This window comes from Streptomyces olindensis, from assembly GCF_040645895.1.
GTDB classification, from domain to species: Bacteria; Actinomycetota; Actinomycetes; order Streptomycetales; family Streptomycetaceae; genus Streptomyces; species Streptomyces olindensis.
In genome coordinates, this window is sequence record NZ_JBEYZD010000041.1 from 40,506 (window position 1) to 63,043 (window position 22,538).

Genomic DNA, 22,538 nt, shown 5'->3' on the forward strand with positions numbered 1-22,538 from the left:
GGGCGGGGCTTAGTCATATAGGCATGGGAACGGGGTGACCTGCGGAATCCGCGACCTCACCGGCCCCTTAATTCACTCGGAGAGCAGAGGGAACGGCGATGGGGGGTGGCGGGTGGGCGAGTGTGCAATCGAACGCTTACGATCCTCTGTTGTGTCCAAACTGACCGACGTGCCCAAACGGATCCTGATCGGGCGCGCACTGCGCAGTGATCGGCTCGGGGAAACGCTCCTGCCGAAGCGCATCGCACTCCCCGTCTTCGCCTCCGACCCGCTGTCCTCCGTGGCGTACGCACCCGGCGAGGTGCTGCTCGTCCTGTCGATCGCGGGCGTGACGGCGTACCACTTCAGTCCGTGGATCGCGGTCGCGGTCGTCGTGCTGATGTTCACCGTGGTGGCCTCGTACCGGCAGAACGTGCACGCCTATCCCAGCGGCGGCGGCGACTACGAGGTGGCGAACACCAACCTCGGCCCCAAGGCGGGCCTCACGGTCGCCAGCGCGCTGCTCGTCGACTACGTCCTCACCGTCGCGGTGTCGATCTCCTCCGGCATCGAGAACCTCGGCTCGGCGATCCCGTTCGTGGTCGAGCACAAGGTGCTCTGCGCGATCGGCGTGATCGTGCTGCTGACGCTGATGAACCTGCGCGGCGTGAAGGAGTCCGGCTCGCTGTTCGCGATCCCGACGTACGTCTTCGTCGCCGGCGTCTTCACGATGATCGCGTGGGGCGCCTTCCGCGGACTGGTCCTGGACGACACCATGCGGGCACCCACCGCGGACTACGTCATCAAGCCCGAGCACCAGGGCCTGGCCGGCTTCGCCCTGGTCTTCCTGCTGCTGCGCGCCTTCTCCTCCGGCTGCGCCGCCCTCACCGGCGTCGAGGCCATCTCCAACGGCGTCCCGGCCTTCCGCAAGCCCAAGTCCAAGAACGCCGCGACCACCCTCGCGATGATGGGCCTGCTGGCCGTCACCATGTTCTGCGGCATCATCGCCCTGGCCGCCGCGACGGACGTCCGCATGGCCGAGAACCCGGCCAGGGACCTCGTCCACAACGGCGTCCCGCTCGGCCCGGACTACGTCCAGAACCCGGTGATCTCCCAGGTCGCCGAGGCCGTCTTCGGCAAGGGCAGCTTCCTGTTCCTCATCCTGGCCGCCGCGACCGCGCTGGTGCTGTTCCTCGCCGCGAACACCGCCTACAACGGCTTCCCGCTGCTCGGCTCGATCCTCGCCCAGGACCGCTACCTGCCGCGCCAGCTGCACACCCGAGGCGACCGGCTGGCCTTCTCCAACGGCATCGTGCTCCTCGCGGGCGCCGCCGGACTGCTGGTGTGGATCTACGGAGCCGACTCCACGCGCCTGATCCAGCTCTACATCGTCGGCGTGTTCGTGTCGTTCACGCTCAGCCAGACCGGCATGGTCCGGCACTGGAACCGCCACCTGGCCACCGAGCGGGACCAGGCCAAGCGCCGCCACATGATCCGCTCGCGCGCCATCAACGCCTTCGGCGCCTTCTTCACCGGCCTGGTGCTGGTCGTCGTCCTCGTCACCAAGTTCACGCACGGCGCCTGGGTCGCCCTGCTCGGCATGGTGATCTTCTACGCGACGATGACCGCCATCCGTAAGCACTACGACCGGGTCGCCGAGGAGATCGCCGCCCCCGAGGGCCCGAGCGACGACAGCGTGCGGCCCTCCCGCGTCCACTCCGTCGTCCTGATCTCCAAGATCCACCGCCCGACGCTGCGCGCCCTGGCCTACGCCAAGCTGATGCGCTCGGACACGCTGGAGGCGGTCAGCGTCAACGTCGACCCGGCCGAGACCAAGGCACTGCGCGCCGAGTGGGAGCGGCGCGGCATCGACGTACCGCTGAAGGTCCTCGACTCGCCCTACCGCGAGATCACGCGGCCGATCATCGAGTACGTCAAGGGACTGCGCAAGGAGTCGCCGCGGGACGCGGTGTCCGTGATCATCCCCGAGTACGTCGTCGGCCACTGGTACGAGCACTTGCTGCACAACCAGAGCGCCCTGCGTCTGAAGGGCCGGCTGCTGTTCACGCCGGGCATCATGGTGACCTCCGTGCCGTACCAGCTGCAGTCCTCCGAGGCGGCCAAGCGGCGGGCCCGCAGGCAGCAGGAGTGGAACGCGCCGGGGTCGGTGCGGCGCGGACCGGCGCAGGAGCGGGCCCGGGAGTCCTCGGAGCCCAAGTCCTGACCCGGGGCCCTGGGGAACGGTCGTGAAACGGCCGGGCGGCAGCCACGTAGACTGGTGGGCTGTTGTCCGGCCGTACTCCGTACGGACCCTCCCCTCACGTGTTTTGGAGTCACCCCGCCATGCAGGCAGAACCGAGGAAGTCGCTGGTGGGGGAGGAGTACGAGGTCGAGGTCGGCCCCGTCGCCCACGGTGGCCACTGCATCGCCCGTACGTCCGAGGGCCAGGTGCTGTTCGTGCGCCACGCGCTGCCCGGTGAGCGGGTCGTGGCGCGGGTGACGGAGGGCGAGGAGGGTGCCCGGTTCCTGCGCGCGGACGCGGTGGAGGTGCTCGACGCCTCCAAGGACCGGATCGACGTCCCCTGCCCGTACGCCGGTCCCGGCCGCTGCGGCGGCTGCGACTGGCAGCACGCCAAGCCGGGAGCGCAGCGGCGCCTGAAGGCCGACGTCATCGCCGAGCAGCTCCAGCGGCTCGCCGGGCTGACGCCGGAGGAGGCCGGCTGGGACGGCACGGTGGTGCCCGCCGAGGGCGACAAGGTGCCGGCGGGCCAGGTCCCGGCCTGGCGCACGCGCGTCCAGTACGCGGTCACGGCCGACGGCCGGGCGGGCCTGCGCCGGCACCGCTCGCACGAGGTGGAGCCGATCGACCACTGCATGATCGCCGCGGAGGGCGTCAGCGAGCTGGGCATCGAGAAGCGTGACTGGACGGGCATGGACTCCGTCGAGGCGATCGCGGCGACGGGCTCGCAGGACCGCCAGGTGGTTCTCACGCCGAAGCCCGGCGCGCGCCTGCCGCTCGTCGAACTGGACCGGCCGGTGTCGGTCCTGCGCGTGGACGAGCGCTCCGGCGGCGTCCACCGTGTCCACGGCCGCCCCTTCGTCCGCGAGCGCGCGGACGGCCGGACCCACCGCGTCGGGAACGGCGGCTTCTGGCAGGTCCACCCGATGGCGGCGGACACCCTGGTGACGGCCGTCATGCAGGGCCTGCTGCCGCGCAAGGGCGACATGGCGCTCGACCTGTACTGCGGCGTCGGCCTGTTCGCGGGCGCGCTCGCCGACCGCGTCGGCGACCAGGGCGCGGTCCTCGGCATCGAGTCCGGCAAGCGCGCGGTGGAGGACGCCCGCCACAACCTCGCCGAGTTCGACCGCGTGCGGATCGAGCAGGGCAAGGTCGAGAGCGTGCTGCCCCGGACGGGCATCACGGAGGTCGACCTGATCGTCCTGGACCCGCCGCGGGCCGGGGCGGGCCGGAAGACGGTGGAACATCTGTCGTCGCTGGGCGCACGGCGGATCGCGTATGTGGCGTGCGATCCCGCTGCGCTGGCGCGGGATCTCGGGTACTTCCGGGACGGGGGGTATCGGGTGCGGACGTTGCGGGCGTTCGATCTGTTTCCGATGACGCATCATGTGGAGTGCGTGGCGATTCTTGAGCCGGCAGAGAAGGGCGTCTGACCTGCTGTTTTTCTGATTCTCCAGATGGCGGCCGGGGCGTGCCGACGCTGTTCCTGACGAAGCGTGAGGTGGTCGTCCTGGATCAGATGGCGCGGGTCAGTCGACGTGTCGGGTGCAACCCGTCGAGCAGCGCGTTAGCCTCGAGGTTTCATGACGGTCCGCCGACGGAGTCGGGGGACCGTTTGTCTGCCCCTGCAGGCCTCGCGGAAGACAATCTCGCCTCGGCGAGTCCCGATCTGCTGCGCGCGATGATCAAGACATTCGCCGGCGCGCCAACGTCCGCAGAAGCCGCCGCCCCCTGCAACGCCGAACACGGGCAGGTCAGCGACGAGAGAGACAACAACCGCAACGGCTACCACCCGCGCGAGTGGGACACCCGCGCCGGGACCGTCGAGCTCGCCGTCCCCAAGCTGCGGCAGGGCGGCTACTTCCCATACTGGCTCCTCGAACGCCGCCGCCGGGCCGAACAGGCTCTGCACTCGGCGGTCGGCACCGCCTATCTGCTTGGTGTCTCCACCCGCCGAGTCCCTCGGCGTCATCCAGCTGTCGAATGCCCAGGTTCAGCGCGATGGCCAAGCTCCGGCCACTGGACGCCGGTCAACCCCGCCATGGGCGCCGGTACATTATCGACAGGGTCGCCGAAGAACGCTCCCGACGCGGGGAGGGTTTCCGCGGCGAGGCACTGGAGCAGCTGGTGGGCCGGCTGATCGGCTTCGAGCGTCGGATGGCCGCCGAAGCGGACCGGATCAGGCGCGAGCAGAAGGTCACCGTCATAATCCGGTACTGGCGGTCGGTGTGTCTGCTGGACCACGGTGTCGACAACCCCTGCCGCCGGGTCCGGTTGTCGTTCCTCGGGTAGTCCAGGTCACGCCACAACTGCGGGGCCGCGTTCGTGGCGCCACGGATGGGCTCGGACAGTGCATCTGACAAGATCTCCACGGAATCCAGGCTCTACTCCAGTTCCGCCGCGCGCCTCTTGAGGTCCTCGGCGAACGTGTCCCAGTCGGGTCCGAAGGACAGCAGATCTGAGGCTGCTTCCCGGAGCAATCGCGGGTCGTCGGGACGTTGCAGGCAGGCCAGACGGTAGGCGAGGTTCCGGGCCCAGGGTGGCAGGGCCATCCAGTCCTCGGTGAGCACGTCCTCGAGCATGGCGAGGATTTCGTCCGCCGTCGCGAAGGTGAGCTTCTCGACGAACTCACGGGTCGTTTCGTTGACCTGCCGGCTGTCACCGCCGTCGATCGCCTGGCTGAGACTCCTGGCCGCAGGGGTCGGATCGGGCATGGCGTGCTTCTCCAGACGGATTACTTCCGGCGCCCCGGAGCGCCGTGGTGGTGGACGGAATGGGCGCCCAGACCCTAGCAGTCGATCCCGGCGCCGCCCGGGCAGCCGGAGCGGTGCCGGGTCGGGGGACCTGTCCCTACGGATTGAGCCAGTAGGTGGACAGTTGGTATGCGCCGTCGGGCCGCTGAATGACCCGGTAGCCGACGTCGTGCCCGTCGATCTGCACCGACCTGTCGAGCGGGCCGCTGAACTCGGGGGTCCTGGCGCGGGGGACCACCCCGCCGTCCCTCATGTACGCGTACACGTCGGAGACGATTGCTTGTTCGATCTGGTTGGGCTTCAAGTTGGTGGTCCGTAGATCGTTCGTGGTTCCGTCCGGGCCGGTGTGGGCTCGGTCGTAGCCGTGGCCGGTGTTGAAGTGCCACTGGTCGTCGCCCACCATGGCGGAGCGTTTGAGATCCTGCCCCTCGCCTTTGGAGGTGTACTCGCCGATGGCCGGGCCGTCGCCGTTCGGGTACGGCGACAGGCCGAAGGGGTCGCAAACGGTGTGCGGGTTGGTCACGTAGGCGACCGGGTTCGGCGCCGGCGAGAGCCCCAGAGGGTCCGGAGACGTGTACCGGCCGGTCTCCGGGTCGTAGTGACGGAAGAGGTTGTAGTGGAGGCCGGTCTCTGGGTCGTAGTACTGGCCGGGGAAGCGAAGGGGGGTGTAGGCCGTGCTGGAGCGGGACCAGGCGGTGGTTCCCCACAGAGTGGCGCGGGCGCGCCAGGCGATGCGTCCGGATTCGTCGACCAGTTCGGTGGGAGTGCCGAGCAGGTCGGTGGCCACGGCGAAGAATCGCCGGTCGATCTCCTCCTGACGGGCGTCCGGGGTGAGGATGCGCTCGGTTTGGGCGAGGGGCGTGAGGCCGCGGTGCTCCCAGGTGAGCGCTACCGGACGAGGCAGGTCGCTGGAAACGGTGGTCTGTTCGCAGAGGGTCAGGCCGTCCCAGGTGAAGCGGATCTCCTCCGCAATGGTCTCGCCGTCCGCCGCCAGGCGCTGCTTGGCAGTGCGCCGGCCCAGGGGATCGTAGCGGTAGCGCCAGTGGGTGCCGTCGGGGGTGACCACGGAGATGAGGCGGTCCTCGGCGTCCCACGTGTAGCGCCAGGTGTCCGGTTTGCGGGAGAGCCGGACCTTCTGGCGCAAGGTGACGCGGCCGAGGGCGTCGTGCTCGAAGCGGACGTCACCCGCACGCGTGACGGTCGTGCCGGTATAGGCGCGAGGGCCGGTGGCCTCGTGGCCGGGGTGTGAGTCGGGCCAAGCGGCCGAGGTCTGGTTGCCGCTCGCATCGTATGCGTACCGCTCGCTCCAGCCGCGTGCGTGGACGGCGGTGACCCGGCCGGCCGGGTCGAGGTCGAACGTTCGCGCCCCCGACACCCAGTCGGACGTTGCGGTGAGACGGCCGTCGGCGCGGTAGGCGTACGTGCGCTGGTTGAGGGTGCGGGAACCAGCCGTGAGGTGCTGGCCCGACAGCCGGCCGGCCTCGTCCCAGACGGACGCCTGGGTGACGATGCCAGCGAAGACGCGTTCCACTTCGCGTCCGGCCGCGTCGTGCGTGAAGGTGATGTCGTGGCCTCCGGAGGTCACCCGGATGGGGCGGCCCGCGGCATCGTAGGCGTAGCTCGTGACCAGTCCGGTAGGGGTGGTGCGACGGATCCGGCGGCCGGCGGGGTCGTAGGCGTGGTCGAGGGCACGGCCGTCGACGAGTTCGGTCTTGAGCCGGCCGCGCCGGTCGTAGCGGCGCACCAGTTCGCTGTCGGGACTCGACGCCTGAATCAGGCGTCCGGCGCGGTCGTAGGCGTGGACAGTGACCCGGCCCCCGACCTCCTTGCGGACCATCCGGCCGAGTTCGTCGTACGCGTATGCGGCAACGCCGCCGATGTGATCGGTCCGGGTGGTGACCTGCCCGGCGGCGTCGAGGCCGTAGGTGACGGTGCGGCCGTCGAAGTCGGTCTCGGACACGAGCCGGTCGGCCCGGTCGTACCCGTACGTCCAGACGAGCCCCTGCGGGTCAGTGACCCGGGTGAGCCGCAGGCTCGTGTCGTGCTCGAACTCGTACCGTGCGCCGTCGGGCCGAGTGCGGGCGGCGAGGAGGTCGAAGTGGGTGTATTCGAAGCGGGACACTCCGCCCGCCGCATCAGTGTGAGTGAGACAGTTGCCTTCGCCGTCGTAGGTCCATGACTCGGTAGCGCCGTCGGGGCCGGTGCGTCGGGCGAGTTGTCCGTCGGCGTGCCACTGCAGGCGGGTGACGCCGCCCACCGGGTCGGTGATGCGGACCGGCCTGCCGAGGGCGTCGCGTTCCAAGCGGGTGGTGCCGCCGTCAGGGGCAGTCACCTCCACCGGGCGGCCTGCCTCGTCGCAGCGCACGACGGTGGTGGCCCCCAGGGCATCGGTGACAGACGTCAGGAGACCGGACTCGTCGTAGGTGTAGCTGATGGTACGGCCGGCGGGATCGGTGACCGCCGTGCGGTTTCCCCGCTCGTCGAACTCCTGGAGCCACCGGGCGCCGTCCGGATCGTGACGCTCCGTGGGCAGGCCGGACGGGGCGCGTACGACGCGGAGTTCGGTGCCGTCGGGACGTGTGACGGTGACAAGCCGGCCCTCCCCGTCGTAGGAGAACGCAGTGGTGCGGCCCAGTGGGTCCGTGCGGAACTGCAGGTCGCCGCTTGGGCCGTAGTGGAACCGGGTGGTGTTGCCGAGAGGGTCGATGGTGGCCAGGACGCGGCAGCCGAGGCCGATCAGGTGCCGGGTGGCCCGGCCGTCGGCGGTGGTCAGGACCGTCGTCCGGTGGCCCGTCTCGGGGTCGGGTTCGGTGTACGTCAGGGTGATCTGGACGTGGCCGGCCTCGCCGCCCTCCGCGACGACGCGGTCGCGGTCGTCGTAGACGTAGTCGTAGCGGCTGTTGTTGGAGTCGATCCAGGCGATGACGCGGCGGCGGTCGTCGTAAACGAAGGTCGTGGTGGCACCCGACGGCTTGGTGACGGTGGTGAGGTTGCCGTCCTGATAGCCATAGCTCATGAGGGGCAGGTCCGCGCCGCCCTCGCCCGCGCCGGCCAGGGACAGGGCGGTGACCAGGCCGTCGGCGACGGACAGCTTTACCTGGTGGCCCGCCGAGTGGGCCAGGGCCAGCGGCAGGCCGTTCTCGCCACGGTCGACGGTGATGGTGTGGCCGTTGCGCTCGGTGATGCCCGACAGCCATGCGACGCCGTCGTCCCCGGGTTCGCTGCCGGGCGGGGCGGTGAAGTGGAAGGTCAGGCCGCTGTCGGGGTGGGTGACGGTGTAGTCGCCGTCGGCGTCGCGGGCCAGCAGGGTGCGGGCTGTGCCCGATGACGGGGTGGTGGGCGCGCCGGGGACCGGGTGGGGGTACGGGATCAGGAGGCCGTCGGCGGTGACGTGGATGACGCCGACCGCGTCGACCTCCAGTCGTTCGTCGACGGTGGACGTCCAGGAGGGGCCGAGGAAGCGGCCGGCCGTGCAGCCGGACTCGGTGCGGCGGGTGAAGAGCAGCGGCAGGATGCCGGGGATCGCCAGATCGGTCTGGGGCAGGAACATCCGGCCGGAGGCGAGGTCGACGGGGTCGGTGCCGTCGGTGGTGCGCTCGCCGTCGGGGCGGTTATGGGTGCCCTCGGGGGCGTCGTCGATCAGCCTGCGCGCCCGTGCGGCGTCGGCGGCCTCCTCGGCGATGCGGATGCCCTTGACCGCGGCGCCGCCGCCACCGGTGGCGGCGGTCAGTGCGAGGTCGGGGATCAGCCGGCCGAAGCCCTCGGCCGGGTCCTTCATGAAGTCGCTGACCATCTGCTTGCCGGTGCCGACCGGGTCGTTGGCGGCGACGATCAGCCCGGCGGCGAGGCTGTTGAGGGAGGTGGCGTACTCGGCCGGGTGCGTGATGTTGTACGGGTCGACGGGGTTGACGCTGCGGACGAAGTTGAGGATGCCCGCCGTGCCCTTGATGATGCCGCCGCCGACGTGGTCGCCCATGATCTGGAATTCCTGGAACCCGCCTGCCAGTTGCTCGGCGTAGGACGGCTTCGCGGGGGCCATGTCGCGTGCGGCGCGGACCGCGGTGCGTGCCGTCTCCGCCGCCGAGTTCCGCTGCTTGCGGGCCTCGGCGAGGATGTCCTGCGCCTCCTGCATCAGCTTCTTGCCGGGGTCGTCGAACGTCGCCGCGGGCCTGGGCGGGAGCGAGGACGGGTCGCGCTTGTCGGCGGGCTGGGCGTTGTAGCGGTCGACGGCGCTGTTGTAGTCGTCGACCTTCTTGCGGTGGGCGTCGGCGGCGTCCTCTGAGGCCTTGACACCCTCCTTCCACTTGTCGATCGCCGTCTGCGCCTGTGCCTGCGCCCAGGTGATCGTGGCGGCGAACGCGTCGAGCGCGCCGAGCGCCTTCGCGCAGGCGTCGGCGGCGGCGTACCACTTGGGCGGCTGGGTGCTCACCGCGGTGCGCAGGGCTTCGGCCGTCTCGCCCTTGAGCCGGGAGGAGTCCAGGCCCTTCAGGCCGTCACCGGCGTCGTCAAAGGCCTTCTGGAAGGCGCGGAGTTTGGCGGCGGTGGCGGTGATCTTGCTTGCGCTGCCGTAGATCAGCTTGGTCTTGTCCTCGGTCTGTCCGAGGTCCATCTCGTCGACCTCGGCGCCCATGCGGTTCGCGACCGAACGGGACTGCTCGCGCACCCAGTCCGCGCCGGACTCCCAGCCGACGTCCTGCAGCCGGTCGGCGGTCCAGTTGCCGGCGTCCTCGACCCTGTTGCCGGCCCACTTGACACCGTCCTCGACCGCGTTCTCGACCGAGTCGGGCGTGATGTCGCTGAGGAAGTCGCCTATGCCCACCGTCAGTTCCCCCCGGACTCACCCTGCTGCTGCGCCTGCTGGGCGCGTTCCTCCGGCGACGGGCCGAAGGTGTTGTCCAGGGCCCGGTTCCACTGGTCCTCGGAGACACCTGACGCGTCGATGATCGCCTGCGACCGCCGGCCGCCCTCGCCCTCGGTGAGAACCGTGCGGCCGGTGTCCTTCCAGGTCTGGGTGATGTCCTGACCGGCCTGGTCGAACGACTCGGCGCTCCAGTCCGGCTTCAGGGCGTCCGGCGTGAACACCTCGCCCCAGTCCTGCCGGGCGATCTCCTCCTCGGTGGCATGCGGGTTGCCGCCCATCACGGAGTTGACGCCCACTTTCAGCGTGCCCTCGACGTACTGGTCGTGCTCCCACTGGGTGCCCGCTGCCAGCCCGAGGCGGTTCGCGATCGCGCTGGCGTCGCCCACCAGGGCCCGCACACCCCACTCCCAGCGCTCGCAGAAGTCCTCGAAGTCGACCGAGAGGCCGTGGTGCCCGGCCTCCATCCCGGTCATCGCCAGCTCCGAAAATCCCTTGCCCAGCACCGAACCGGTGGCGCCGCCCAGTTCGCCGAGCCCGTCGATGGTCGCGCCCACGCCCTGCGTGAACTTCGCGACGGACGCCTTGTCGAATTGCAGATCGGCCCCGTCAGCGCCCATGGCCGCGTTCCTCCTGCGCCTCGTCGAAGTCGACGGCGACGCCGTCCGCAACGATGCCGACGACCGGCGGGAAGAACATCGACCCGTCCTCGGTGGCGATGTCGACGGCCAGGCCGGCGGGCTCGTCGAGGGACGGCACGACCTCGTCGACGATGCGGGCGCCCAACAGCGCCGCGTAGTCCATGGGCTGATCACCGGATGCGTGCAGCAGGGCGAACCGGGCCAGTGCGGCCTCGTCCGTGAACCCGCAGATCCACCGCACCCCGCCCGACCGCGCCGACCAGAGGCCTCCACCGGCCGTCGGCACCAGAAGGACCGAGCGTCGCATCTCACCGACCAGCGCACGAGGGTCACCGACTCCCCTTCTCTGCTCGGCAATTCGCTCGGCGAGCGCTGTCCTTGTCCGCTGCACGGCCTCTCCCCGTCCTAGGCGACTGAGGGAACGGTAGATCAAGACGCACGCGGACATGTCGGCGGTTCTCCGGAAGGCACCCCTGAGTGGGGCCCTGCAACAGGTCCAGCGGCTCGGCAGGCGCCGCCGGGACCTTCTCCCGTACAGCGCGAGGTCTCACCGCCGTGGTCGAGGAACTGGCGGCTGACGTCCTGTTGGCTGCCCGAAGGCTCCTCCGGCGAGCCGGAAAACGGCAACTGACCTGCTGGTACGTCACGAATTCCGTATTGCGGGGGCGGTGGTGTCAGGCGAGGCGCCACTGTTGGTTGCTGCCGCCGTTGCAGTCCGACAGCTTGACCGGTGCGCCGTTGGCGGTGGAGGCACCGGCCACATCCAGGCACAGCCCTGACTGGACACCGGTGATGGTGCCGTTGGAGTTGAGGTTCCATTGCTGGTTGGCGCCGCCGTTGCAGTCCCAGATCGCGACGTCTGCGCCGGCCGCGGTGCCGGCCGCGTCGAGGCACTTCGCACCGCCGTAGACGGTGAGCTGCTTGGCCGGCGTACGGGTCCAGGACTGGTTCGTCTGGCCGTTGCAGTCCCAGATCTGCGTCCGGGCGCCATTGGTCTGCGAAAAGCCGGGGACGTCCAGGCACTTGCCCGAGCCGGTGGCGTGGACAGGACCCGTGGTGGTGCCGCCGGAACCTCCCGAGCCGTCGAGTCCGAAGAAGGTGATGGCCCGGGCCGCCATACCGCTTTCGGGCAGGCTGTGCCCGACACCCTGGAAGCTGTTCGCCTCGACCGGTGCCTGCGCGCCGGCGGAGCCATAGCGGGTGCGGGTCCAGTTGGACTGCGGGGAGTCGGTGAAGACCGGGGTCTGGCTCACCCCGAGCACATTCGTCCACTGCTTGATCTCTTCACCGAAGTTCGCGTAGTGCAGCGCTTCGTCCTCGGTGCCGTGCCACAGCTGCATCCGCGGCCGGGGGCCGGTGTACCCGGGGTAGGCGGCCCGGACGAGGTCGCCCCAGGCCTGCGGGGTCTTGGAGATCTGGCCGGTGGCGCAGTCGCTGTTCCAGCCGGAGCCGTCGGTGGTGGCGAAACAGCCGAACGGCACGCCCATGAAGGCCGCCCCGGCCTTGAACAGGTCGGGGTACGCGCCGAGCATGACATTGGTCGTCATCGCGCCGGACGAGGCGCCGGTGACGTAGACCCGGTCGGGGTCGGCGTTCATGTTCTGCAGGGTGTACCGGACCATCTGGGCGATGCTCGTCGGGTCACTGCCCCCGTCGTGCTTGAGCGCCTGGGGCGAGGAGACGTCGAAGCACTGCCCGCTGACGTTCGCGTCCGGGTAGACGACGATGAACCCGTACTGGTCGGCAAGGCGGGCGAACTCCGTGCCGGAGTAGAAGGCGGGCCCCGTGCCGGTGCAGTAGTGCACCGCCACCAGCACCGCCGGGTGTGCCGTAGCGCTGTCGGGCACGTAGGTGTACATCCGCAGGTCGCCCGGGTTGCTGCCGAAGTCCGTCACCTCCTTCAGCGATGCGGCCGATGCGGCCGACGCGGCCGACGCGGTGGTGGCCGAGGTGCCGGTCAGCACGAGCGCCGCGATCAGCGGTGAGATCCCCAACAGCAGAGCTACCAGCACCTCCTTGACGCTTCTCTTCCTGGCCTTCGGGGACATGACGCTGTCCTTTCTGGAATCCGGCCCGGTCGCGACGAAGACCATGTGATGAAGCGCTTCGTCAGGCACGCGTGCCGCGGTGAACGGCTTCGGCTGGATGCTGGTTCAGGGATCCCATGTGTGTGCGGCCCGTGGGCGGACGCATGGGATTCCCCTGAAGTGGACTAGAGGAGAAGAGTGAAGCGCTTCGATGCTCGTCAGAGCTTCAGGTCCGTGTCAAGAGACCGGCCTCGTTCCGTTGAACAGAGCGCTCCAGCACCTTTGTTGTACCCCGGAGTAATCTTGAATGCGGCCCTTGTGCGCCCTCATGCCTTCACTTAACCTCGCAGTAACGTCGAAGCGCTTCGACTGTGCATCACGTCACAGTAATGGGATGTCTGCTTCCAGCTCAGCCAATTCCAGTCACGACACCCGCCGCAGCGGTGGCCGGTGGGATGCCGCTGCTCACCGCCTGATCCTCCGTCGGAGAGCGGCTCGGCGGCCGACTGCACCGGCAAGGTCCCCGCGCCCCTCAGGGGCGTCGCTCTTTCCGTCTCCTTCGCGCAAGGAAGAGGTTGTCATGCGCACGCTCCACATCAGCAGAAGAGCTGTACTCGCCGGGACCGCTGCCGCGGCCGCGGCCGTCTCCCCGCCGCTCGGCCAGGGACGTGCGCAAGCCGCCGCCACTCCCGCGACGAGTGGATACCGTTGGCGCAACGTGGTCCAGGGCGGTACCGGGTTCATCACCGGGGTGCTGTTCCATCCCTCCGTGCGCGGGCTGGCCTACCTGCGGACCGACATCGGCGGTGCCTACCGGTGGGACGACCGGGCCGGCCGTTGGGTCCCGTTGACCGACCACCTGGGCTGGGACGACTGGAATCTGCTGGGTGTGGAGGCCATGGCTGTCGACCCGGCGCATCCGAACCGCGTGTATCTGTCCCTGGGCGCGTACACGCAGGCCTGGGCCGGCAACGGGGCCGTGCTGCGCTCGGAGGACCGCGGGGCGACGTGGAAGCGCACCGATCTCAGCGTGCAGCTCGGGGCCAACGAGGACGGCCGGGGCTGCGGGGAGCGGCTGCTGGTCGATCCGCGCGACAGCGACACCTTGTGGCTGGGCACCCGGCACGACGGGCTGCTCAAGTCGACCGACCGGGGCACCAGTTGGCAGGCCGTGAGTTTCCCGGCCGCCCCGCGCGCCACCGGCCAGGGCGTCACGCTCCTGGTCGCCGTGGGCCGCAGCGTCTACGCCGGCTGGGGCGACTCCGACGGCACCTCCGCGAACCTCTACCGCACCGCTGACGGCGTCACCTGGGAGGCCGTCCCGGGACAGCCGGCCGGCACCGCCGCCAAGGTCCCGATCCGGGCCGCCTACGACCGGCACACGCGCGAGCTGTACGTGACGTACGCCAACGCCCCGGGCCCGAACGGGCAGTCCGACGGCAGTGTGCACAAGCTGCGCACGACGAGCGGGACGTGGACCGAGGTCACCCCGGTGAAGCCGGGGGGCACGACGGCCGACGGCTCCGCCGACTCCTTCGGCTACGGCGGTGTCGCCGTCGACGCTCGCCGCCCGGGCACGCTCGTCGTCTCCACCAACAACCGCTGGTCGCTGGTGGACACCCTGTACCGGACCACCGACGGCGGCCGCACCTGGACGTCTCTGAAGGACAGGGCCGTCCTCGACGTGTCTGAGACGCCGTACCTCAAGTGGGGTGCCGACAAGCCGAAGTTCGGCTGGTGGATCCAGGCCGTCGGACTGGACCCGTTCGACTCCCGGCACATCGTCCACGGCACCGGCGCCACCCTCTACGGCACCCGCGACCTCAAGCACTGGGCGCCGCAGATCCGCGGTGTGGAGGAGGCGTCCGTACGCCAGCTGATCTCGCCCCCCACCGGTGAGGCCCACCTGCTCAGCGGCTCCGGCGACATCGGCGTGATGTACCACGAACGGCTCACGGCCTCACCCTCACGCGGCATGGCGTCCAACCCCGTCTTCGGCACCAGCACCGGCCTGTCCCTCGCCACCGCCCAACCCTCCTACGTGGTCCGGGCCGGGTGGGGCGACCACGGCAACGGCGCCTTCTCGAACGACGGCGGCAAGACCTGGACCCCCTTCACGACCCAGCCGGACGTCGCCAAGAGCGCACCCGGCCCGATCGCCACCAACGCCGACGCCGGCGTGCTGCTGTGGTCCTTCGGCACCGCCAACCCCGCCCACCGCTCGACCGACGGCGGCGCGACCTGGACCGAGATCCCCACCTTCCCCAGGGGAGCGACACCCGTCGCCGACCCCCTCGACCCCACCCGCTGGTACGCCTTCGACACCACCACCGGCACACTCTGCGCCAGCATCGACAACGGCCGGACCTTCACCGCGCGGGCCACCGGCCTCAGCTCGGGCGACACCGAGTTCCAGCTGGTCGCCGCACCCGGCCGCACCGGCGACCTGTGGCTCAGCCTCAAGAGCAGCGGGCTCTACCGCTCGACCGACGGCGGCGCGACCTTCACCAAGGTCAGCAGCTGCCACGCCTCACACACCCTGGGCTTCGGCAAGGCCGCCAGGGGCGCTTCCTACCCGGCGCTCTACATGGTCGGCGCCACGGACGCCATCACCGCCGTATACCGCTCCGACGACGAGGCGAAGACCTGGACACGAATCAACGACGACCGTCACCAGTGGGGCTGGACCGGAGCCGCCATCACCGGCGATCCCCGCGTGTACGGACGGGTCTACCTCGCCACCAACGGACGCGGCGCGCAGTACGGGGAGCCCGCCTGACGCGCGACCGCCCGGCGGCGACCAGCCCCGCTGAACAGCCATCACTCGCGGAAGAGAAGGAACTCCATGAAAAAGTCTCGGATCCTGCCCCTGGTCACGCTTGCCTCCGCCGTGCTCGGGCTGACAGCGGCAGGTGTGACCCCTGCCTCCGCCGCCCCCGACACGCCTTTGCGGGTCATGCCGTTGGGCGACTCGATCACCTGGGGTGTGGGAAGCAGTACGGGCAACGGCTACCGGGCGCCGTTGTGGGACAGACTCGCTGCGGACGGCCACCCGCTGGACTTCGTGGGCACCGGGCGGGCCGGTTCGATGTCCGATCCCGACAACGAGGGCCACTCGGGGTACCGCATCGACCAGATCGCCGCACTCGCCGACGCCTCGCTCACCCGCTACCGGCCCAATGTCGTCACGCTGCACATCGGCACCAACGACCTCCAGGGGGCCTCCGAGGTCGACACCGCCATCGCCCGGCTGAAGTCGCTGATCAACCAGATCACCGCCGACGTCCCCGACGCAACCGTCCTCGTCGCCTCCCTGGTCGTGTCCACCAGCAGCTCCGAGGAGCGGTGGCGGGGCGCGTACAACCAGGCCACCCGCCAAATCGTCAGCGAGGCACAAGCGGCGGGCAAACACGTCGCCTTCGTCGACATGAGCAGCCTGACCACGGCCGACCTGGCCGACCCCCTGCACCCCAACGACTCGGGCTACCAGAAGATGGCCGACGCCTTCCACCGCGGCGTCCGGGCCGCGGACAGCGCCGGATGGCTGAAGAACCCCGCCCCCGCCCCCGCACGCGTACAGTCCGGCATCGCCGGCAAGTGCATGGACGTCAATGGCGCCGGCACAGCCGACGGGACCGCCATCCAGACGTGGAGCTGCGGCGGCGGTGCCAACCAGTTGTGGTCCGCCTACACCGACGGCACGCTGCGCTCCATGGGCAAGTGCCTCGACGCCGCCGGCTATGGCACCGCGAACGGAACCAAGGTGCAGCTCTGGTCCTGTCACGGCGGCGCCAACCAGGTCTGGCAGCCCTACAACGGCGGCTACCGCAACCCCGCTTCGGGCCGCTGCCTCGACGTTCCGGGCTCCTCCACGGCCGACGCCACACAGCTCCACCTGTGGGACTGCAACGGCGGCTCCAACCAGAAGTGGACCACTCTGACCGCCGGATGACCCCGCTCCGGGATCCGCGCCCTCTCCGGGGGTCCGGATCCCGGAAGAACATCACCTGAAGAGAACTCCAAGATCACGGCAACCCTTTGCGCAGCCTGTGACCACAAGGAATCGGATCCGGCCAGTTCGGTGGCCGGTATCCGGATTTCCACGTGAACAGCAGGCAAGGAGAACGCCGCCCCATGAACCACCCCACGAACGGCGGGCGCCGCGGGCGTCACCGCCGCCGCTGGACCGCCACTGGTCTGGTGCTCGGTGTGCCCGCCGTCCTCGTGCCGTACCTCCTGTTCACGCAGGAGGACTCGCAGGCCGCGACGGTCGACGGCGATGCCTACTACCGGCTGGTCTCCGTGCGCAGCGGCAAGGTGCTGGACGTCAACGGCTTCTCCACCGCCGACGGCACCCGCATCCAGCAGTGGACCGACGAGAACACCGCCAACCAGCAGTGGAGGCTGCGGCCCAAGGGGGACGGCTACTACGAGCTGGTGAACCGCAACAGCGGCAAGGTGCTGGGCATAGCGGGCAATTCAAAAGCTCAGGGAGCCGCCGCCGAGCAGCAGACCGACAGCTCAGCCGCTTCCCAGGAGTGGCGGATCAGCGAGGTGAGCGGTTCCGACGCCGTCATCCTCACCTCCCGCAGGAGCGGGCAGGTCCTGGACGTCTCGGGTGGCTCCACGGCCCAGGGCGCGGCGGTCGTCCAGCATCCGAGCCGGGGCGGCTCCCATCAGCAGTGGAAGCTGGTGAAGGCGGACCGGACCCTGGCGTCCGGATCCGGCACCGCGGGGACCACGGCCGCGGCAGGACCGTATGTGTGGAAGAACGCCCAGGTGGTGGGCGGCGGTTACGTCACCGGGCTGGTGTTCAACCAGCGGGAGAAGGGTCTGCTGTACGCGCGCACCGACATGGGCGGTGCCTACCGCTGGGACACCGGGGCCGAGCAGTGGATCCCGCTGACCGACTGGATCGGCGAGAAGGACTGGAACCTGCTGGGCATCGACTCGGTGGCCACCGACCCCGTCGACCCCAAGCGCCTGTACCTCATGGCGGGCACGTACACCAACGAGTGGGCGGGCAACGGCGCGATCCTGCGCTCCACGGACCGGGGCCGCACCTTCAAGCGCACCGATCTGCCCTTCAAGGTGGGTGGCAACGAGGACGGCCGTGGGGCGGGCGAGCGGCTCGTGATCGACCCCGCCGACAACCGCAACCTGCTGTTGGGCAGCCGCAAGAACGGCCTGTGGCGCAGCACCGACTTCGGCGTGACATGGCGCCAGGTGTCCTCGTTCCCCGTCAAGGACGGGGCGGGCAGCGGCGGGGGCATCTCCTTCGTGACGTACGGCCCGGCCGGCAGCAAGACGATCTACGTCGGTGTCGGCGACAAGTCCACCTCCCTGTACCGCTCCACCGACGGCGGCAGCACCTGGCAGGCCGTCTCCGGGCAGCCCACCGGCCAGCTGCCGCAGCACGGCGTGCTCTCCGGTGACGGCTCGCTGTACCTGACGTACACCAACGCCCTCGGACCCAACGGCGTGACGCGGGGCTCGGTGTGGAAGTACACGCCGACCCGCGGGGCGTGGAAGAACATCTCCCCCTCCCAGGGCGACTACGGGTTCTCCGGTCTGGCCGTCGACCCGCGCAAGCCCTCCACGGTCATGGTCACCACCCTCGGCCGCTGGTGGCCCCAGGACGAGATCTACCGCAGCACCGACGGCGGCACGACCTGGAAGGCACTGGCCGACAAGTCGGTGCGCAACGCCTCCGCCGCGCCTTACGTCGGCACCCACACCGGGCACTGGATGACCGCCCTGGCCATCGACCCCTTCAACTCCGGGCACGTGCTGTACGGCACCGGCAACGGCATCCTGCGCAGCAAGGACGCGGGCGCCACCGACAGCGGCGGCACCAGCCACTGGAGCATGGGCGCCCGAGGGCTGGAGGAGACCGCACTGCTGGACGCGATCGCCCCTCCCGGCGGCGCCACCGTCATCACGTCCATGGGTGACCAGGGCGGCTTCCGGCACGACGACCTGACCAAGGTGCCCTCCAGGCGGCTGAAGAACCCGCTGATGACCAACAGCACCGATATCGACTTCGCCCAGTCCAAGCCCTCGATGATGGTCCGCGTCGGCCGGGGCGGCGCGCAGGACGGCGCCTACTCCACCGACGGCGGCCGCAACTGGAACGGCTTCAAGGCAGAGCCGGTGGCCGGTGCCCAGGACGGCCGTGTCGCGCTCGCGGCGGACGGCTCCACCATCGTCTGGACCCAGGCGGGCCAGGCCCCGTACCGGTCGACCGACAGGGGGGCGAGCTGGTCGAGGGTCGACGGCCTGGGCGACGACGCCGTGGTCGTCGCCGACCGCTCCTCGGCCAGGACCTTCTACTCGCTGTCCGGCGGCACGCTCCACGCCAGCACCGACGGGGGTGCGACCTTCACCGCTCGCGCGACCGGCCTGCCCTCCGGCCGGCTCACGGCGGTGCCCGGCATCGCCGGAGACCTGTGGATCGCCGGCAGCACCAAGGGGCTGCTGCACTCCACCGACGGCGGCCGCACCTTCACCACGCTCAAGACGGTGCAGTCCGCCTCCGCCCTCGGCTTCGGCAAGGCCAAGCCGGGCACCGGCTACCAGGCGCTGTACCTGATCGGCACCGTCAAGGACGTCACCGGAGTCTTCCGCTCCACCGACAAGGGCGCCACCTGGCTCCGCGTCAACGACAAGGCCCACCAGTGGGGTGCCATCGGCGGCGTCGGCGTGATCACCGGCGACCCCGACACCTACGGCCGCGTCTACGTCGGCACCAACGGACGCGGCCTGCAGTACGGCGACCCGTCCTGACCTCGACACCCGAGTGGGGGCGCAGGCACCACCGCCTGCGCCCCCCTAGGCGATGACGAGTTACGGATTACGGGAGCGTGGTCCACTTCTGGTTGTTCTGGCCGTTGCAGGTCCACAGGATGACCGGGGTCCCGTTGGCGGAGCCGGCCTCCCTGGCGTCGAGGCAGAGCCCGGCGCGGACGTTGCGGACCGACCCGTCGGAGCCGACCGTCCACTTCTGGTTGTCCTGGCCGTTGCAAGGCCAGATGACGACCGGCGTGCCGTTGGTGGTGCCCCGGCCGGAGGCGTCCAGGCACTTGTCCCCGTAGACGCGGATCTCGCCTCCTGCCCAGCTGGTCCAGAGCTGGTTGGCGGCGGTGTGGCAGTCCCACAGCAGCGTCTTCGACCCGGCCGCGGTGGCGGCGCCGTCCACGTCCAGGCAGCGGCCGGACCCGCCACCGCGCAGGCGCCCGGTGGTGGAGGCCAGCGGGCTGCCGCCGGTCATCTTGTACACGGCGACACCGTGCGCCGGGACGCTCGCGGAGATCTGCCCGGAGGTGCTCGACGTGCCGCCGGTCCACAGGTCGGTGAGGGTGAACGACCCCCCGGTCAGGCCGACCTGGGCGGCCGTGGCCGTGACGGTCGCGGTGCTGCTCCCTCGGTTGAACAGGCCCACGGCGACCGAGCCGTCCGACAGGCGCTTGGCGAACACCTCGGCGTCGCCGTCGTCGCGCACCCGGCGACCGCCCGCGCCCAGCGAGTCCTGGTTCACCGCCAGCAGACGCGGGTTGCGCAGGATCGCGCTCACGTCGGCGGACATGGTGCGGATGTCGTTACCGGCCATGAGGGGGGCCGAGAGCAGCGCCCACAGGGCGAAGTGGGAGCGGGACTCGGTCAGTGACAGGCCGGGGCGGCCGACGACGAGCATGTCGGGGTCGTTCCAGTGTCCCGGGCCCGACTGCGCGGCCAGGGGCGCCGTGACGTCCAGGACGTTGCCGACGCCCATCGGATAGCTGTTGGTGTTGCCGTTCTGCCAGATGTCGAGCAGGTCCTCGGTCGTCCTCCACAGGTCGGCGACCTGACCCCAGTTGTACTTGTCGCCGGTGGGGGAGTGGAAACTGTTGGGATTGATGCTGTAGACGATCGGACGGCCGGTGGCGCGCAGGGCGTCGCGCATGATGGTGAACTGTGCGATCTGCTCGCTGAGGGTGCCGTTGCCGGAGCACCAGTCGTACTTGAGGTAGTCGACGCCCCAGGAGGCGAACGTGGCGGCGTCCTGGGTCTCGTGGCCCTTGCTGCCGGTGGAGCCGGGGTAGGTGCCCACGCCCTGCGCGCACGTCTTCTCGTTGGGCGCCTGGTAGATGCCGAACTTCAGGCCCTTGCTGTGGATGTAGTCCCCGAGCGCCTTCATGCCGCTGGGGAACTTGGTCGGATTGGCGCGGAGGTTTCCTGCCGCGTCGCGCTGGGGGTCGAACCAGCAGTCGTCGACGACGACGTACTGGTAGCCCGCGGCCTTCATGCCCGAGGACACCATCGCGTCGGCGGCCTGGCGGACCTGCGCCTCGGTGATCCCGCATCCGAAGCTGTTCCAGCTGTTCCAGCCGAGCGGCGGGGTGAGCGCGGGGCTGCCCGGCGCGGCCTGGGCGGTCGTGCCGACGGAGGCCGTGACACAGGCGCTGAACGTCAGTGCGGTGGCCGTGAGGAGCCGCAGCAGTCGTCTGTGCAGGGGAACCATGGGGGTTCCTTCCCGGCCCGCGAAGCGGTAGCCGCTTCGCGGGCCTGATCGGCGGGTCAGGAGTGTGTGATCACGTGCGCGCGGGTCAGCGTCGCAGGGTGAGGAGACCCGGCCGGTACGGCAGTTTCAGGTAGTCCGTGCCGTCCGATGCGGGGGTCCTGCCCTGGTACAGGAACTGCAGGTTGCAGGGGTCGACGGTCATGGTCTGGTCGGCGTTGGTGCGCACCAGGTCACCGTGGCTGATGTCGTTGGTCCAGGTGGCACCGCTGTTGGCCTTGCCGGCGAAGGGGCTGCTCTCGCTGCCGGCCTGCTCGGTCCACGGACCGTTCAGGCCGGAGGCGGTGAAGGAGCGGAAGTAACGGCCGTTCGCGCCCATCGCCTCGACGATCATGAGGTACTGGTTCTGGCCCTTGACCTTGTAGACCTCCGGCGCCTCGAACAGCTTCTCCTTCGTGTCGCTCATGACCGTGGTGTACGACGAGCCGAAGCTGCCCGGGAAGTTCCCGATCGGCATGGTCGACTTGTAGATCTTGCCGTTGTCGTCGGCGAAGAACATGTACATGTTCTGGTCGTCGGCGATCATGGTCGGGTCGATCGGGCCGCTTTCGGGCAGGCTGCCGGTGAACAGCGCCTGCGGGGCGGACCAGCCGTTGGGGTTGGTGGGGTCGCTGGACGTGCGGTAGGTGAAGGGCCAGGCGGTACCCCACCCGTTCGAGGTCAGCACCCAGATGTTCTTGGGCGCGAAGTAGAACAGTTTGGGCGCCACGGCCAAGCCCTGGCTCATCCCGGTCTGGGTGGCCGTCGCCATGTCCGACCAGTTCGTGAAGGGACGGAACGCCATCGTGCCCCACGACGATCCGTCAGAGGTGGTCGCGTAGACCAGCTGCTTGCCGTTGTAGGGCACGGTGGTGAAGTCCTTCAGCGCGACCCAGCCGTTCGACGGCTGCGCCAGCGGGCCCGTCGACGACCACCGGTAGGCCGGCGGGAGAGCGCACGTGTCGCCCGGCGGTGCGGACAGCCCCGTCCACTTCTGGTTGCTGCCGCCGTTGCAGTCCCAGAGCTGTACCGCCGTGCCGTTGCCCGTGGCGCCGCCGCTGACGTCCAGGCAGAGCCCCGACTCCACTCCGACGATCGTGCCGTCGGAGTTCACCCGCCACTGCTGGTTCGCACCGCCGTGGCAGGCCCAGATCTGCACCCGCGTGCCGGCCGTGGTGGCGTGGCCGGGCACGTCCAGGCACTTGTTGCCGTACACGGTCAGCCGGTTGTCGTCCGTCAGCGTCCACTGCTGGTTGGTCCCGCCGTGGCAGTCCCAGATCTGCAGGTTCGTGCCGTCCGTCTGGCCGGCGTTCGGCACATCGAGACACCGGCCGGAACCGGCGCCGCGCAACGCGCCGCTGGTGGCCGCCTGGGCCGGGTTGGCGACGAGTGTCGCCGCCGAAGCGAGCAGGGCCGCGAGTATCACAGACAGATGCCTGGGGCTGAAACCACGTCTGCGCATGGGGGAGCCTCATTCCTTGAGGGAGCGGTTCCGTATCGAGCGA

Annotated in this window: 13 protein-coding genes and 1 pseudogene; 7 read left to right on the forward strand and 7 right to left on the reverse strand. The window is 70.0% G+C overall.

Annotated elements, in window-relative coordinates; genetic code table 11:
- Window positions 1-151: 151 nt before the first annotated feature.
- The 4 genes and pseudogenes from ABZ948_RS25220 to ABZ948_RS25235 all read left to right on the forward strand — a co-directional run bounded on the left by ABZ948_RS25220 (window position 152) and on the right by ABZ948_RS25235 (window position 4,510).
- On the forward strand, window positions 152-2,203 hold the full coding sequence (locus ABZ948_RS25220) for an APC family permease (protein ID WP_359763106.1): 2,052 nt from the start codon (window positions 152-154) through the stop codon (window positions 2,201-2,203).
- Window positions 2,204-2,322: 119 nt separating this feature from the next.
- Entirely contained in the window at window positions 2,323-3,651 is a 1,329-nt protein-coding gene (locus ABZ948_RS25225; protein WP_359763108.1) for a class I SAM-dependent RNA methyltransferase, read from the forward strand.
- Window positions 3,652-3,833: 182 nt separating this feature from the next.
- A pseudogene (locus ABZ948_RS25230) lies at window positions 3,834-4,184 on the forward strand (transposase); the annotation flags it as partial.
- 161 nt (window positions 4,185-4,345) lie between these two features.
- A complete protein-coding gene (locus ABZ948_RS25235) occupies window positions 4,346-4,510 on the forward strand; it encodes a hypothetical protein (protein ID WP_359763110.1) in 165 nt (54 codons plus the stop codon).
- Window positions 4,511-4,602: 92 nt separating this feature from the next.
- Here the strand turns inward: ABZ948_RS25235 and ABZ948_RS25240 are convergent, their stop codons facing one another.
- From ABZ948_RS25240 to ABZ948_RS25260, 5 genes are all read right to left on the reverse strand, one after another.
- Window positions 4,603-4,932 carry a hypothetical protein gene (locus tag ABZ948_RS25240; protein ID WP_359763112.1) on the reverse strand — a complete coding sequence of 110 codons (330 nt, stop codon included), beginning with the start codon at window positions 4,930-4,932 and terminating at the stop codon, window positions 4,603-4,605.
- A gap of 136 nt (window positions 4,933-5,068) precedes the next feature.
- Window positions 5,069-9,790: a putative T7SS-secreted protein gene (locus tag ABZ948_RS25245; protein ID WP_359763113.1), complete on the reverse strand. Its 4,722-nt coding sequence runs from the start codon at window positions 9,788-9,790 to the stop codon at window positions 5,069-5,071.
- 2 nt (window positions 9,791-9,792) lie between these two features.
- The gene (locus ABZ948_RS25250; protein WP_359763115.1) at window positions 9,793-10,449 is read right to left on the reverse strand and encodes a hypothetical protein; all 657 of its coding nucleotides are present in this window, start codon (window positions 10,447-10,449) and stop codon (window positions 9,793-9,795) included.
- Window positions 10,439-10,777: an SseB family protein gene (locus tag ABZ948_RS25255; RefSeq protein ID WP_359763117.1), complete on the reverse strand. Its 339-nt coding sequence runs from the start codon at window positions 10,775-10,777 to the stop codon at window positions 10,439-10,441. The genes ABZ948_RS25250 and ABZ948_RS25255 overlap by 11 nt, the downstream gene beginning before the upstream one ends.
- A gap of 367 nt (window positions 10,778-11,144) precedes the next feature.
- Window positions 11,145-12,518, reverse strand: coding sequence for an extracellular catalytic domain type 1 short-chain-length polyhydroxyalkanoate depolymerase (locus ABZ948_RS25260; RefSeq protein ID WP_359763119.1), 1,374 nt, complete (start codon window positions 12,516-12,518; stop codon window positions 11,145-11,147).
- Between the two features lie 559 nt (window positions 12,519-13,077).
- Here ABZ948_RS25260 and ABZ948_RS25265 point away from each other — a divergent pair.
- The 3 genes from ABZ948_RS25265 (at window position 13,078) to ABZ948_RS25275 (ending at window position 19,283) form a co-directional block, all read left to right on the forward strand.
- Window positions 13,078-15,276 carry a 1,4-beta-glucanase gene (locus ABZ948_RS25265; protein ID WP_359763121.1) on the forward strand — a complete coding sequence of 733 codons (2,199 nt, stop codon included), beginning with the start codon at window positions 13,078-13,080 and terminating at the stop codon, window positions 15,274-15,276.
- Between the two features lie 66 nt (window positions 15,277-15,342).
- Window positions 15,343-16,449, forward strand: a complete 1,107-nt coding sequence (locus ABZ948_RS25270; RefSeq protein ID WP_359763122.1) for a ricin-type beta-trefoil lectin domain protein — start codon at window positions 15,343-15,345, stop codon at window positions 16,447-16,449.
- Window positions 16,450-16,631: 182 nt separating this feature from the next.
- On the forward strand, window positions 16,632-19,283 hold the full coding sequence (locus ABZ948_RS25275) for an RICIN domain-containing protein (RefSeq protein ID WP_359763124.1): 2,652 nt from the start codon (window positions 16,632-16,634) through the stop codon (window positions 19,281-19,283).
- Window positions 19,284-19,350: 67 nt separating this feature from the next.
- On the opposite strand, the gene ABZ948_RS25280 is transcribed toward ABZ948_RS25275, so the two are convergent.
- Together ABZ948_RS25280 and ABZ948_RS25285 are read right to left on the reverse strand one after the other, a co-directional pair.
- Window positions 19,351-20,997, reverse strand: coding sequence for a glycoside hydrolase family 27 protein (locus ABZ948_RS25280; RefSeq protein ID WP_359763126.1), 1,647 nt, complete (start codon window positions 20,995-20,997; stop codon window positions 19,351-19,353).
- An 85-nt stretch (window positions 20,998-21,082) separates the two neighbouring features.
- Window positions 21,083-22,495: a non-reducing end alpha-L-arabinofuranosidase family hydrolase gene (locus ABZ948_RS25285; protein WP_359763128.1), complete on the reverse strand. Its 1,413-nt coding sequence runs from the start codon at window positions 22,493-22,495 to the stop codon at window positions 21,083-21,085.
- Between the last annotated feature and the right edge of the window lie 43 nt (window positions 22,496-22,538).

What these genes read in the sequence shown, in the direction of transcription:
- ABZ948_RS25225 (WP_359763108.1), top strand. Translation starts at nt 2,323, where the DNA reads ATGCAGGCAGAACCGAGGAAGTCGCTGGTGGGGGAGGAGTACGAGGTC.
- ABZ948_RS25240 (WP_359763112.1), bottom strand. Translation starts at nt 4,932, where the DNA reads ATGCCCGATCCGACCCCTGCGGCCAGGAGTCTCAGCCAGGCGATCGAC.
- ABZ948_RS25250 (WP_359763115.1), bottom strand. Translation starts at nt 10,449, where the DNA reads ATGGGCGCTGACGGGGCCGATCTGCAATTCGACAAGGCGTCCGTCGCG.
- ABZ948_RS25255 (WP_359763117.1), bottom strand. Translation starts at nt 10,777, where the DNA reads ATGCGACGCTCGGTCCTTCTGGTGCCGACGGCCGGTGGAGGCCTCTGG.
- ABZ948_RS25260 (WP_359763119.1), bottom strand. Translation starts at nt 12,518, where the DNA reads ATGTCCCCGAAGGCCAGGAAGAGAAGCGTCAAGGAGGTGCTGGTAGCT.
- ABZ948_RS25265 (WP_359763121.1), top strand. Translation starts at nt 13,078, where the DNA reads ATGCGCACGCTCCACATCAGCAGAAGAGCTGTACTCGCCGGGACCGCT.
- ABZ948_RS25270 (WP_359763122.1), top strand. Translation starts at nt 15,343, where the DNA reads ATGAAAAAGTCTCGGATCCTGCCCCTGGTCACGCTTGCCTCCGCCGTG.
- ABZ948_RS25275 (WP_359763124.1), top strand. Translation starts at nt 16,632, where the DNA reads ATGAACCACCCCACGAACGGCGGGCGCCGCGGGCGTCACCGCCGCCGC.
- ABZ948_RS25280 (WP_359763126.1), bottom strand. Translation starts at nt 20,997, where the DNA reads ATGGTTCCCCTGCACAGACGACTGCTGCGGCTCCTCACGGCCACCGCA.
- ABZ948_RS25285 (WP_359763128.1), bottom strand. Translation starts at nt 22,495, where the DNA reads ATGCGCAGACGTGGTTTCAGCCCCAGGCATCTGTCTGTGATACTCGCG.